Annotated in this window: 9 protein-coding genes; 3 read left to right on the top strand and 6 right to left on the bottom strand. The window is 32.2% G+C overall.

What is annotated here, in order from left to right:
• The first annotated feature begins 19 nt into the window (after positions 1 to 19).
• Positions 20 to 469, top strand: coding sequence for a nucleoside deaminase (locus tag LACAL_RS03725; RefSeq protein ID WP_013869367.1), 450 nt, complete (start codon positions 20 to 22; stop codon positions 467 to 469).
• Here the strand turns inward: LACAL_RS03725 and LACAL_RS03720 are convergent.
• The 5 genes from LACAL_RS03720 to aspS form a co-directional block, all read right to left on the bottom strand.
• Positions 466 to 702: a hypothetical protein gene (locus LACAL_RS03720; protein ID WP_013869366.1), complete on the bottom strand. Its 237-nt coding sequence runs from the start codon at positions 700 to 702 to the stop codon at positions 466 to 468. The genes LACAL_RS03725 and LACAL_RS03720 overlap by 4 nt on opposite strands.
• A 38-nt stretch (positions 703 to 740) precedes the next feature.
• Positions 741 to 2,519, bottom strand: a complete 1,779-nt coding sequence (locus LACAL_RS03715) for a chloride channel protein (RefSeq protein ID WP_013869365.1) — start codon at positions 2,517 to 2,519, stop codon at positions 741 to 743.
• 38 nt (positions 2,520 to 2,557) lie between these two features.
• Positions 2,558 to 3,394 carry a tetratricopeptide repeat protein gene (locus LACAL_RS03710; protein WP_013869364.1) on the bottom strand — a complete coding sequence of 279 codons (837 nt, stop codon included), beginning with the start codon at positions 3,392 to 3,394 and terminating at the stop codon, positions 2,558 to 2,560.
• Positions 3,366 to 3,929, bottom strand: a complete 564-nt coding sequence (locus LACAL_RS03705; RefSeq protein ID WP_013869363.1) for a hypothetical protein — start codon at positions 3,927 to 3,929, stop codon at positions 3,366 to 3,368. Before LACAL_RS03705 ends, LACAL_RS03710 begins: the two co-directional genes overlap by 29 nt.
• Before the next feature lie 70 nt (positions 3,930 to 3,999).
• Positions 4,000 to 5,748 carry an aspartate--tRNA ligase gene (gene aspS / locus LACAL_RS03700; RefSeq protein WP_013869362.1) on the bottom strand — a complete coding sequence of 583 codons (1,749 nt, stop codon included), beginning with the start codon at positions 5,746 to 5,748 and terminating at the stop codon, positions 4,000 to 4,002.
• Positions 5,749 to 5,967: 219 nt separating this feature from the next.
• On the opposite strand from aspS, the gene LACAL_RS03695 reads away from it, so the two are divergent.
• Together LACAL_RS03695 and LACAL_RS03690 are read left to right on the top strand one after the other, a co-directional pair.
• Complete coding sequence (locus tag LACAL_RS03695; protein WP_013869361.1) at positions 5,968 to 8,901, top strand: SusC/RagA family TonB-linked outer membrane protein; 2,934 nt, start codon at positions 5,968 to 5,970, stop codon at positions 8,899 to 8,901.
• 12 nt (positions 8,902 to 8,913) lie between these two features.
• Positions 8,914 to 10,242 carry a RagB/SusD family nutrient uptake outer membrane protein gene (locus LACAL_RS03690; protein WP_013869360.1) on the top strand — a complete coding sequence of 443 codons (1,329 nt, stop codon included), beginning with the start codon at positions 8,914 to 8,916 and terminating at the stop codon, positions 10,240 to 10,242.
• Positions 10,243 to 10,312: 70 nt separating this feature from the next.
• Here the strand turns inward: LACAL_RS03690 and LACAL_RS03685 are convergent, their stop codons facing one another.
• Positions 10,313 to 13,825, bottom strand: coding sequence for an efflux RND transporter permease subunit (locus LACAL_RS03685; protein WP_013869359.1), 3,513 nt, complete (start codon positions 13,823 to 13,825; stop codon positions 10,313 to 10,315).
• Positions 13,826 to 13,827: the final 2 nt, after the last annotated feature.

The raw sequence follows: 13,827 nt of genomic DNA, 5'->3' as shown, positions 1-13,827 counted from the left end.
TTTTTTTTATTTTTATAATATGATAAACCCTTACGACGATAATTATTTTATGAAAAAAGCACTTCAAGAAGCTGAGGTTGCTTTCGATAAAGGAGAAATTCCTGTTGGAGCGGTGATAGTAATTGAAAATAGAATTATTGCTAGAGCTCACAATTTAACAGAATTATTAAATGATGTTACTGCTCATGCAGAAATGCAAGCAATAACAGCAGCAGCAAATTTTCTAGGAGGAAAATATTTGAAAAATTGTACTCTATATGTCACTTTAGAGCCATGCCAAATGTGTGCAGGAGCATTGTATTGGAGTCAGGTTTCTAAAATAGTTTATGGAGCAAGAGATGAAGAAAGAGGTTGTATAAATCTACAAACCAAACTACATCCAAAAACAAAATTAGAAGGAGGAATATTAGCCAAAGAAGCTTCTAGTTTAATGAAACGTTTTTTTATAGAAAAACGAAATTTAAATTAACGTCGTTTATCGCCTTCACGCTCACGCATTTTATCTAAATTTTCCTTGTTTAATAAGTAATCGTTAGGGTTTTTGTCTTTCCATCTATGCCACGAAAATAAAGGGATTACAATAAAAAAGAATGCTAAAACGCCAAAACCTATAAGTTTTTGAGAGTAAGCGACATCAAGCATAAAGCCACAAATTACAGATAAGAAAGATGCTATAAAAAAGAACCAAATTATATATTTCATTTCTATTTAATTTTTTTCAAAATTAATCAATTTAAAATTTAAGTAGTAACATTAATAAGCTGTCTTCTGTAAGCTGTAAGAAGTTTAGATTTGGATACAAAGCCAACATATTTTTCATCTTTAATAACAGGTAAATTCCATGCTCCAGAATCTTGAAATTTCTGCATGACTATTTGCATAGAATCTTTTCCATAAATTATTTTATCTGGAGGATTGTGCATTAAGGATTCAACTAAAGTATTATTATATAGAGATTGGTCAAACATGATTTCTCTAACATCGTCTAACAAAATAATACCTGCTAGTTTTTTATTTTCATCTACAACGGGAAATAAGTTTCTGGTAGATTTTGCGACACCTTCGTGCAGCATATCGCCTAAAGTCATTTTAGGATGTAAAACAGCAAAATGACTTTCAATTATAGAATCTAGAGTCATTAAAGTTAAAACGTTTTGGTCCTTATTGTGAGTTAGTAGCTGTCCTTTTTCGGTTAGTTCTCTTGTGTAAATAGTATAGTCTATTGCACTTTTTTTTATGCTAAACGATATGCCTACAGCAATCATTAACGGTATAAATAATTCGTAACCACCAGTAATTTCTGCAATTAAAAATATAGCTGTTAATGGCGCGTGTAATACGCCAGCAATTAATCCTGCCATACCAATTAGCGTAAAGTTTGTTTCGCTAACATTAAAGCCTAAACCAATGTTGTTAATTACTTTGGCAACAACATTTCCTAGTGCACTACCCATAACCATAGTAGGAATAAAAATACCACCAACTCCGCCTGCAGCAAATGTGGTTGTCATTGCAACAGCTTTAAAAATAGTTATTCCAAAAAGAAGTGCAATAATGACCCATATATTATCATTATAAGCGTCGAAAGGTGTTTTGCCTAAGGCTAAAATATGTTTGTCTGCTAATAAATTATTTATAAAAACAAAACCTTCACCATATAATGGAGGAATAAAATAAAGCATGATGCCAATAGCTAAACCTCCAATAATTAAACGTTGAAATGCGGTTTTAAAACGATCAAAAAATTTTAAAATAGCAAAGTACATTTTTGTAAAATAAATAGACGCGAAGCCTGTGCCAATACCTAAAACAACGTAAAACAGAATATCATTTATTTCAAATTTATCTGAAAAATTAAAATTGAAAAGCAAATCGTCTCCCAAAAAGAAATACGATGTAATGACAGAAGAAACCGAAGCTATAAGTAGAGGTAATAAGGAAACAAATGTTAAATCTAAACTAAAAACTTCTACAGCAAAAATTATCGCAGCAATTGGTGATTTAAAAATAGAAGAAATAGCTCCTGCCGCTGCACAACCAATAAGTAGTGTTCTTGTTTTTCTGTTTATATGAAATAACCTTCCTAAATTAGAACTTATTGCAGATCCTGAAGAAACAGCAGGGCCAAGCAGACCAACCGATCCACCAAAACCAACAGTTAGTGGTGCAGCTATTAATGGAAAATATATTTTTGAACGTCTTAAAAAACCGCTTTTACGAGATAAAGAAAATAATATTGAAGGTATGGCGTGTTCTAGAGGTTTTTTTGAAATGTATTTTACAAATAGATAGACAAGTAGTAAGCCTATTACGGGTAAAATAAAGTATAATTGGTTTTGTGAATTAATGATAGCGCTATTTAAAACCTTTTGTATTGTAAACGTAATATTTTTTAAAGTTACTGCAGCTAAACCAGCTAAAAGGCCTACAATAGCACTTAATATAAAGGTGAAGTTTTTTTCAGAGATATGTTTGTATCTCCAAATTAAAAAACGTTTTAAAGGTGTTTTTTTAGGCATGTTTAATTACTTGCTTTAGAGTAATAAAGCTTAATTATTTAAAATTTAATTATTTCTTCTTTTAATTCTATTAAATCTTCGAGATACAATTGTCTTAATGTTTCTACATAAGCTCTTTTGTTGTTATAGCCTTGATTAAAATCATTTATTGCTTCGGTTATAGTTTTTAAAGCTTTTTCTTTTTTATTTTCAGCTAAATAAATTTTAGCCTTATAGTATTTTGCATCTGCACTTAAATTTCGGGAGTACTCTAACTGTTTGTCGAAATTTAAAATTGCTTTGTTATAGTTTTTAGCTTCAAAATAAGAAATACCATTGTATAGAAATGCAGTGACATCTACATAATCTTCTCCAAATTCTTTAGTTTCTTTAGCGATGTGTTTTTCAAAATAAGCATTAGATTTTTTATAATCGTTTAAACCTAGATATGCAATACCTCGCCAATAATCTACACTGTGACCTTGTGGAGCGTCTATAAAATTTGGTGTTAAAGTGTCGCTTGCATTAAAATCTGCAATGGCTTTTTTGTAGTCTCTGTAAAACCATAAATATAGATAGCCACGCCAAGGAATTCTAGTTGCCGAATCTAATTTTACTGCTTTATTATATTGTGGTAGCCATTTGTTTGGTAGTCCTCTTTTTAAATCTGCTACAGATAATTCGTATACGGCAGCTTCGTAGGTAGAATCTATGGCAACAGCTTCTGCAATTCCATTTTGAAACGGTGTCGAGCCTTGCATAAATTGTATTGCTTTTTTATATTTTTTTTCGGCTTGTTCTCTTTTTTTGGTAGGTGTTAAATTAGTAGTTTTATTACAAGAAAATACCACCAATAGGCAAACCAAACTAAGGTATAATTTCAGTGATTTTTCCATTTTCTATTCTGTATGATATGTAATTATAGTAATTGTATGGTGTATTATCTTTTTTATATTTTAAAATATTCCAATGTTTAGAATTAGATGTAAAAGCTAATAACTCGTTTACTAAATTTTTATTTAGTGGAGATTCAACTAAATCTAAATTCATTTCAATAATTTCAAACCATCCTGCATTTCCTTCGCAATTGACTAAAAACCTAAAGTTTAAATATCCAGAGTCATTATATTTATTCTTTTTGTTAAACTTCTCTACAACCTGATCTCTAAAATGTTTTTTGCTTATATAATAAGCTTCTAAGCCTGCACCGTTGTATGTTTTTTGTATAAAACCATCTCCGCAAAGTTTAAATTTATTATTAAGTAAACTATTGTTTTGGTCTATATAGCCAATATAGTTTTTGTATGGTTTGTTTTCAACACTAAACTTATTTTGGTATGTATAATAGGCGTATGTAGTTATAGCTGTTATAGAAATAATAATAGTTAAAAGTGCTATTCCAATTGTTTTAAATACCTTTTTTCGATTCATAAATCTAAGCTAATAAAAAATCCCGCAAAAAGCGGGATTAGTTTGTAAATAGTTGATTTAAAGGTGTAAACTACAAATCAAGTTTTAAATTTAATTCTTTTAACTGTTCACTGTCTATAGGTGCAGGAGCATCTATCATTACATCACGACCAGAATTGTTTTTTGGAAAAGCAATAAAATCTCTAATAGTTTCTTGGCCGCCTAAAATAGCAACTAATCTATCTAGACCAAAGGCTAAACCGCCATGTGGTGGTGCGCCATACTCAAAAGCATCCATTAAGAAACCAAATTGTGCTTTGGCTTCTTTTTCACTAAACCCTAGGTGTTTAAGCATAATTGCTTGTGTTGCTTTATCATGTATACGTATAGATCCTCCGCCAATTTCGTTGCCATTAAGTACCAAATCGTAAGCATTAGCTTTAACTTCTCCTGGTTTTGTGTCTAATAATTCTATTTGACCTGGTTTTGGAGAAGTGAATGGATGATGCATTGCATGGTAATGTCCTGTTTCTTCATCAAGTTCTAATAATGGAAAATCAATTACCCATAAAGGAGCAAATACTTTAGGGTCTCTTAAGCCTAAGCGTTCTGCTAATTCCATACGTAATGCGCTAAGTTGTGCTCGTACTTTATTTTTGTCTCCAGATAGAATACAAACTAAATCACCTGGTTTTGCACTAGTGACTTCGGCCCATTTTGCTAGATCTTCTTGATCATAAAATTTATCTACAGAAGATTTAAAGCTTCCGTCGTCATTACAACGTGAATAAACCATACCTAAAGCGCCAACTTGAGGACGTTTAACCCAATCTATTAATTTGTCTATTTCTTTTCGTGTATAACTATTTCCTCCAGGTACAGCGATACCAACTACTAATTCTGCATTATTAAAAACACCAAATTCTTTATGTTGTGTAACTTCGTTTAGTTCTCCAAACTCCATCCCAAATCTAATATCTGGTTTATCGTTACCATATAAACGCATAGCATCATCATAAAGCATACGAGGAAATTTATCAATCTCAACACCATTAACTTCTTTAAGTAAGTGTCTTGTTAAACCTTCAAAAACATTTAAGATATCTTCTTGCTCTACAAATGCCATTTCACAATCTATTTGTGTGAATTCTGGTTGTCTGTCTGCGCGCAAGTCTTCGTCTCTAAAACACTTTACAATTTGAAAATATTTATCCATACCACCAACCATAAGCAATTGCTTGAATGTTTGAGGCGATTGCGGTAAGGCGTAAAATTCACCTTCATTCATTCTAGAAGGGACAACAAAATCTCTTGCGCCTTCAGGTGTAGATTTTATTAAATATGGCGTTTCAACTTCTATAAAACCATCATTAGATAAATAGTTTCTAACAGCTTGAGTTACTTTAGCTCTAAAAATTAAACTTTCTTTTACAGGATTACGTCTAATATCAAGGTAGCGGTATTTCATTCTAATATCTTCACCTCCATCAGTTTTGTCTTCAATTGTAAAAGGAGGAAGAAGCGCTTCGTTTAAAATAATTAATTCTGAAACCAAAATCTCAATATCTCCTGTAGGTAAATTAGGATTTTTAGATGCACGTTCTATAACTGTGCCCTTAACTTGTATAACAAATTCGCGACCTAAACTTTGAGCTTTCTCAAGCATGTCTTTAGAAGTTCTTTCTTCATCAAAAACAAGTTGTGTAATACCGTATCTATCACGTAAATCTACCCAGACAATAAAACCTTTGTCTCTCGATTTTTGAACCCAACCAGATAAGGTGACTTCTGTATTTATGTGTTTAGTAGTTAATTCTCCACAATTGTGACTTCTATACATGATGTGCTTTTTTAGGCTACAAATTTAAGGAAGTTATTTTTTTTAACATCTGTTATATAATACATATTTATACTTCGTCTTATTTTTTTAAAAATGCATTTAAAACTGTTGTTACGTGGTAATACTATTTTTTTTTAACTGTTTTTTAGAAAAAAATTATGATTTATTTAAAATTTATTAAGATATTAGTATGATACAAACCAAAATAAATTATAAACTATGAGTAAAACATTATCTCTAAAAACATTAATGTTTTTATTGTTGTTTTTCCCTTTTTTAGTATTAGGGCAAAACATTACAGGAACAGTAACAGATGGTGCATCAGGTATGCCTTTGGTTGGAGCAAACGTGATTGTTAAAGGAACAACAAATGGTACTACAACAGATTTTGATGGAAATTTTAGCTTAGATATAGCAGGATTTCCCGCAACATTAGAAATCTCTTCTTTGGGCTACACCTCTATTGAGCAAATAATTAATCAACCAGAAACTGTTAATGTTACGCTTCAAGAGTCAACAACCTCTTTGGATGAGGTTGTAATTACAGGATTAGGAACAAGTATTAAGAGGTCAAACCTCGCAAATGCAGTGTCTTCTGTATCTTCTAAAGAATTAGTGGGTACAACCAGTCAAACTACTGTAGATGGTGCATTATACGGTAAAGTTACAGGTGTAAATATTACATCATCTTCTGGTGCTCCAGGTGGTGGTTTTGCAGTAAGGTTGCGTGGTATTTCTTCTATTAATGGTAATAACCAACCTTTAATAATTGTAGATGGTGTTTATATTAATAATGTTGAAATTCCTTCAGGATTACGTTTAGCTTCTGGAGCAAATGCAGCAAATGAAGAAAATGGAGCAAATAGATTAGCAGATTTAGATCCAAACGATATAGAAGATATGGAGATTTTAAAAGGTTCGTCTGCAGCAGCTATTTATGGTCAACGAGGTAATGCCGGAGTTATTATTATTACAACTAAACGTGGAAAACGTGGAAAAACTAAAATTAACTTTAGTCAAGATACTGGTTTTAATACAATTGCAAACCCATTAGGTATGCGTCCTTGGACAGCACAGTCTGTAGAAGATACTTTTGGACCTGAAGAAAGAGCTAAATATGAAGCAGTAATAGCTAGTCGTGGTAGTTTGTATGACTATGAAGATGAAATTTATGGTGAAACAGGATTAATTACAGACACTCGTATTAGTGGTAGTGGTGGTAATGAAAAAACAAAATTCTTTATTGGTGCAGGTTATCGCGATGAAGAAGGTATAATAGCTAATACAGGATTCGATCGTTTTTCTATTCGTGGTAATATTGATCATGAAATCTCAAATACATTTAGTTTTACTTCTACAAGTAATTATGTAAGAAGTAATTCTAGTAGATCTTTTACCGGTAATGAAAATGAAGGTGGATTAAGTTATGGTTATGCTTTAGCTTTTACGCGTCCTTGGGTTAATTTATATCCAGATGCAAATGGTAATTATCCAAATAATCCAAATTATAGTGGAAATTCAGTTTTTGTTAGAGATAAAGCCAAAAATGAAGATTCTAATAATAGATTTATACAAGGTATGACTTTAAAAACCAATATACTTAATACAGATACAAACAGATTAAAGTTTGTTTTAAGTGGAGGTGTAGATTACTTGTCTAACTCTACATATGTATATGTGCCAGAAACACACCAATCTCATCCAGATCCAGAAAACCCAGGATTTATAGCGATAGGTAATAATGACTTTACACAATTTAACTCTCAAGCTGTTGCAGTATGGAATAATGATGCATTAGCAAATGGGGATTTAGGATTAACAACTCAAGCAGGTATAACATATTTATATCAAGACCGTGATAATGTTTTAACTACTGGTGCAGGTTTATTGGCAAATCAAACCAGTGTAGATAATTCTGCAGTACAAAATGTTTTTCAAACACGTTCAGAAGAAAAAGACTTTGGAATGTTTGCACAAGTAGAAGGTAATTATAAAGATCAAATAATTGCTACTTTAGGGTATCGTTTAGATAAATCTACAAGAAATGGAGATCCTAATGAATTTTTTGGTTTCCCAAAAGCATCTTTAGCACTTAACATTGCTAATATGGATTTTTGGAATGTAGATGCTATAAACCAATTAAAGTTTAGAACAGCATACGGTGAGACAGGAAACCCAGCACAGTTTGGATCTACTTTTACTAGTTATGCAAGTACAACTATTGGTGGTCCAGTTGGTCAAACATTAGCAGGGTTAAAAGGAGATCCTAATATTAAACCAGAAACAGCAAAAGAATTTGAAATTGGTTTTGATGTAGGTGTATTAAATAATCGTATTAACTTAGAGGCAACTTACTATAATAAACAAGTTGAAGACTTAATTTTAACGAGATCGCTTCCTGGTTCTTCAGGATTTACACAAGAAAGAACAAACCTTGCAGATTTAAAAAATACAGGTATTGAGTTAGCGCTTTCAGGTGATATATTAAGAGGTGAAAATGCAACATGGAATTCTCGATTACAGTTTTATAAAAACACTTCAGAAATTACAAGGTTAGATGTACCTGCATTTGCACAGCCAGGAGCAGGATTTGGTACAGGATTAGGAACTTTTTATATAGAAGAGGGACAGCCTGTAACACAATTAGTAGGTAATATAGATGGAGAATTACAGCAAGTAGGTAATGTAGAGCCAGATTTTCAAATGTCATGGAGTAATAATTTAACACTATTTAAGCAAATAGACTTTTCGTTTTTATTTCAGCTTAAACAAGGTGGTGATAACTTAAACTTATCAAGATTTTTAACAGATTTAGGTCAAACTACTCCAGATTTAGAAACCCAAGAAGGTCAAGATCGTTTAGATTCTCCAACAAATGCATTACGTTTTGTTGAAGATGCAGGTTATTTGAGACTTAGAGAAGTTGCTTTGTATTATAGATTCCCAACTAAAACTGTAGAAAAACTTTTAGGTGGAAATATAGAAGGTATTAAGCTAGGTGTTTCTGGTAGAAATGTTTTTACAATAACAGATTATAGTAGTTACGACCCAGAAGTGTCTGTAAACGGTGGTGCAGGATTATCAAGTGGTATTGAAGTATCCCCTTTTCCAAGTGCAAAACAGTTTTACCTACACTTAAATGTTAACTTTTAATAAAAATTGAATATGAAAAATATATATAGAAAAATACCTTACATAGGTATTATTGCAATAACAGCACTGTTTTCGTCATGTACTTTTGATGAGCAAGTAGATCCTAATGGGCCAAGTGTAGACGGCGTTCAGTCTAATGCTACAATTGGTCAATTAAATGAATTAGTTATTGGTGTTGAAGCGGCCGCGAGAAACGGTATTGCAATTGAAACCACTTCAAGCGGAACTATGGCAAGAGAATTGTATTTATTTGATGCAGACCCTAGAAATACAGGAGATTTATTAGGGAAAAATGGTATAGGTTTAGATAATAATTCATTTTATAGCACCTCGCAATGGAATGGAAGTTACCGTTGTGTTAAAAATGCAAATTTGCTAATAAATGCAGCCACAAACTCTAATGCGATAATAGATGAGGAAAGAAGAGGTTATATTGGTTTTGCAAAAACAATGATAGCTTATGAGTTAATACAAATGGTGAAGTCTTATGATAGAGCTAGAGTAGATGTTGCAGATGAAAATAATTTAGGACCTATTTTAGAAAAAGATGAAGCTTTAGCAGAAATTAGAACTATGTTAAATGAAGCTAATACAGATTTAAATGGCGCAACATTTTTATTTAACCTAAGTGATGGTTTTACTGGGTTTAATGATGCTTCAAGCTTTGCTCAATATAATAGAGCAGTAGCGGCAATGGCTGCGGTTTATGCTGGAGATGGCGGCGCAGCGATTACAGCGTTAGGTGATTCTTATTTTGATCTTATGGGAGATTTAAACATTGGTCCAAAGCACTTATTTGCAACAGGAGGAAATGATGCTTTAAATGGGTTGTTTAAATTGCAATCTACAACAGTTGATAATCAAAACAACGGAGACCAAATTATTGTTCACGATAGTTGGGTTAATGATGCAGAGCCAGGAGACACAAGAGTTGCTAATAAAACTGCACTTAGGCCAGACCCAACGGTATCTCAAGATGACTTAGTTGGCGCTTACGAAACGCGTTTATATGCTTCAAGTACTTCATCTATAGATATTTTAAGAAATGAAGAGCTAATTCTTTTGTATGCAGAAGCGAGTATGTTAAATAGTAATCCTGGAGATGCAGTAACAGCTTTAAATGTAATAAGAAATGCTGCTGGATTGGCAAATTATACCGGAGGAATGGATGATGCTTCATTAACTACAGAGTTGTTAAACCAAAGACGATACTCTTTATGGTGTGAAAACCATAGGATGTTTGATTTAAGAAGGTTTGGATTATCTAATACACTTCCAATTGATAGAGCAGGAGATGTTATTTATAATACATTACCTGTACCATTATCTGAAAATGAATAAAATTATAAATTGTAAAAAAAAAATCCGAAGTTAAAACTTCGGATTTTTTTTTAATTATTGAACTGCGTTTTTATGATTCTACTACAGTTTCGGTTGCAACAATGTCTTCTTTTGTTTCTGAAGAAAACTTAATACGAAGCCACATTTTAAATTTTGTAACCAAGAAAAATAATATTGGTACAATAATTAAAGTTAAAAATGTTGCTATAAGTAAGCCATAAATTACTGTCCAGGCTAGTGGTCCCCAAAAAACAACATTATCTCCACCCATGTAAATGTTTGCATCTAAATCTGCAAATAATGTAAAGAAGTTAATATTTAAACCTATTGCTAATGGTATTAATCCAAAAATAGTAGTAATTGCAGTTAATAAAACAGGTCTTAAACGCGCTTTTCCTGCATTTACAATACTTTCAAATAAATCAGCATCAGATAAGTACTCGTCTTCATCTAAATCTAATTTTGCTTTTCTTCTATCTATAAGTAGTTGTGCGTAGTCTAATAGTACAACGCCATTGTTTACTACAATTCCGGCAAGAGATATAATACCAACCATAGTCATCATGATAACAAATGAGCTACCTGAAATTACAATACCACCAAATACACCAATAAAACTTAAGAAGATGGCAATCATGATAATAGTAGGTTTAGAGACCGAGTTAAATTGGAATATTAATATAAAAAATATTAAACCAAGTCCTGTAAAAAAGGCTCCAACTAAAAATGCCATTTGTTTATTTTGTTCTTCTATTTGTCCTGTGTAATCAATTTTAATGCCTTTAGGTAAACCTTCGTAGCTTTTCATTTCATTTTGAATTTGGCTAACAATGGCTGCCGCATCTGTATAGCCAGGAGCTAAGGCAGAATAAACAGTAACAACTCGTCTTGTGTCCTTATGTTTTATTGCACTAAAACCAGAATTATTTTCAAATTTTGTTACTGCTGAAACCGGAATGGTTTTTAATTGTCCTGTATTGTCTCTAAAAGTTATGTTTTGATTAAATAGAGCACTTTTATTGTATCTATTTTCTTCATTAAAACGCACATAAATATCAAAATCGTCACCGTCTTCTTTGTAAATTCCGGCTTTTGCACCAAAAATAGAATTACGTAGTTGTTGTCCAACTTGTGCTGCACTTATACCTAATTCTCCAGCTTTTTCTCTGTCTATGGTAACCTTCATAGTTGGCTTGTCTTTATTAACATCTATTTTTAGCTCGTCTATACCAGCAATATTTTTAGTGTTAATAAATTCTCGCATTTTTTCGGCAGTAACAATAAGCTCGTTATAGTCTTCACCTTCAATTTCAATATTAATTGGAGATCCTGCAGGTGGACCATTAGCATCTTTTTCAACCGAAATTAATACACCTGGATAAATGCCAACTAAAGCTGTTTGTACTTTTTGTCTAAGTAATTCACTGTCTTCTCCTCTTCTAAATTTATACTCACGCATAGAGGCTGTAATTTTACCTTTATGTGGCATTTCAGCTGCAGATCCACCATCGGTTTGAGGGTTTCCTGCACCTTCACCAACTTGAGAAACTGTGCTTTCTACTAAATAGTTGTAACCATTATCTACGTATTGGTCTTGGTTAAGTACTTTAAATACACGTTGCTCAATTTCTTTAGTTATAGCATTTGTTTTTTCAATAGCTGTACCTTCTGGATACTCTATATAAACAATTATTTGGTTTGGTTTGTTATCTGGGAAAAACTCAACTTTTGTTCTTTTGGCACTTAATGAGATGCCAAATGCAGCAAATGCAGCGATAAGCAGTAAAAAGGTTCCTATGCTTAAAACATAAGGTCTCCATCCAGATAAAGCGGTGCGTAGTTTGCGCTCATACCAATTTTCTAATTTAACTAATGCTTTGTTTTGGAAGCTGTTTGCCCAGTTTCTAATAAATAAACGGTATGCCCATAGCATAATTGCAGTAAAAATCATTACTGTACCTAAGCCTCTATATGCGCCACCAAATATTAAAATAAGAATACCAAAAACAGCAACGATAATTGATGTTCTAATAATTTGCTTTAATGGCATATTTTTATCTTCTATAGTCATGTATTTTGAAACTAATACCGAATTAAAAAAGATAGCTACAAATAAAGATGACCCTAATACAACAGATAGAGTGATAGGTAGAATTTTCATAAACTCACCCATAATACCTGGCCATAAGCCTAAAGGAATAAAAGCTGCAACTGTTGTGGCTGTAGAGATTATAATAGGAAATGCAATTTCTCCAATTCCTTTTTTGGCAGCTTCAACTCTATTCATGCCTTCGTCTTCCATTAAACGGTATACGTTTTCAACAACTACAATACCGTTGTCTACTAACATACCAAGTCCCATAATAAGACCAAAAAGTACCATTGTATTTAAACTTTGTCCTAATAATTGTAAAATCATTAGCGACATGAACATAGACATAGGTATTGCAAAACCAACAAATAAGGCATTTTTAAACCCTAAAAAGAACATTAAAACCGTAACAACTAGTATAACACCAAAAATAATATTGTTTACTAAATCGTCTACTTGGCCAATGGTTTTTGAAGATTGATCATTAGTAATAGTAACATTTAAATCTGGAGGAAAAGTGTTTTTTATTGCATCTTGAACAATAACCTGAATTTGTTCTGCTGCAGCAACCATATTTTTTCCTGCACGTTTTTTAACGTCTAACATTACTACAGGTTCTCCAAATTCTCTGGCAAATGTTGTTTTGTCTTCTTCTTTAAAACTAACACTAGCAATATCTTTTAGGTATATAGATTTTCCGCTTTCTGCTTTTACTACAAAGTTTTCTAATTCTGAAGGTTTTTCTATTTCTCCTAAAACTCTAATAGTACGACGCTGTCCACTGGCTTTTAAATTACCTGCAGACATGGTAAGGTTTCCGTTATTAATGGCGCCAATAATATCATTAAAGCTAACTTTTGCGGCCATCATTTTATAGATGTCTACAGCGACTTCAACTTCTTTTTCTTGAGCGCCTCGAATATCTGCCTTTTTTATTTCTTGAAGGTTTTCAATTTCATCTTGAAGGTATTCTGCATATTCTTTTAATTTTTGAATAGGATAATCTCCAGATATATTGATGTTAAGAATAGGCATTTCTTCAGAAAGGCTTAATTCAAAAACATCAGGTTCTACTTTTGCACCATTAAAAGTTGGCCAGTCTTCACCAGAAGTTTCTGTGTCTATTTCATCTTTTACCTTTTGTTTTGCTTGATCTACAGTTAAACCATCATCAAACTCTACAATAAGCATAGAGTAGTCTTCTTGAGATGTTGAGGTAATTTCTACAACATTACTAACTGTTTTTAATTTATCTTCTAACGGGTCTGAAATTAATTTCTCGATGTCTTCGGCTGTATTTCCAGGATATATAGAGCTAACGTATATTTTGGTTTCGTTTACTTCTGGAAAATTTTCTCTTGGCATATCGAAAAAGGCAGAAATTCCTAAGTAAAAAATTACTGCAATTAAAACATACATTGTGGTTTTGTTATTAATTGCCCACGATGATAAACCAAATTCATTATCGACTTGTTTTTTCTTTTTAGTCATTA

This window comes from Lacinutrix sp. 5H-3-7-4 (genome assembly GCF_000211855.2).
Taxonomy (GTDB): domain Bacteria; phylum Bacteroidota; class Bacteroidia; order Flavobacteriales; family Flavobacteriaceae; genus Lacinutrix.
Note: the sequence above shows the minus strand (reverse complement) of the source record. Positions and strands in the feature narration are given on the sequence as shown.

Bases quoted from the DNA above. Each gene is read 5' to 3' on its own strand.
- LACAL_RS03720 (WP_013869366.1), bottom strand. From the start codon at position 702: ATGAAATATATAATTTGGTTCTTTTTTATAGCATCTTTCTTATCTGTA.
- LACAL_RS03685 (WP_013869359.1), bottom strand. From the start codon at position 13,825: ATGACTAAAAAGAAAAAACAAGTCGATAATGAATTTGGTTTATCATCG.
- aspS (WP_013869362.1), bottom strand. From the start codon at position 5,748: ATGTATAGAAGTCACAATTGTGGAGAATTAACTACTAAACACATAAAT.
- LACAL_RS03705 (WP_013869363.1), bottom strand. From the start codon at position 3,929: ATGAATCGAAAAAAGGTATTTAAAACAATTGGAATAGCACTTTTAACT.
- LACAL_RS03690 (WP_013869360.1), top strand. From the start codon at position 8,914: ATGAAAAATATATATAGAAAAATACCTTACATAGGTATTATTGCAATA.
- LACAL_RS03725 (WP_013869367.1), top strand. From the start codon at position 20: ATGATAAACCCTTACGACGATAATTATTTTATGAAAAAAGCACTTCAA.
- LACAL_RS03715 (WP_013869365.1), bottom strand. From the start codon at position 2,519: ATGCCTAAAAAAACACCTTTAAAACGTTTTTTAATTTGGAGATACAAA.
- LACAL_RS03695 (WP_013869361.1), top strand. From the start codon at position 5,968: ATGAGTAAAACATTATCTCTAAAAACATTAATGTTTTTATTGTTGTTT.
- LACAL_RS03710 (WP_013869364.1), bottom strand. From the start codon at position 3,394: ATGGAAAAATCACTGAAATTATACCTTAGTTTGGTTTGCCTATTGGTG.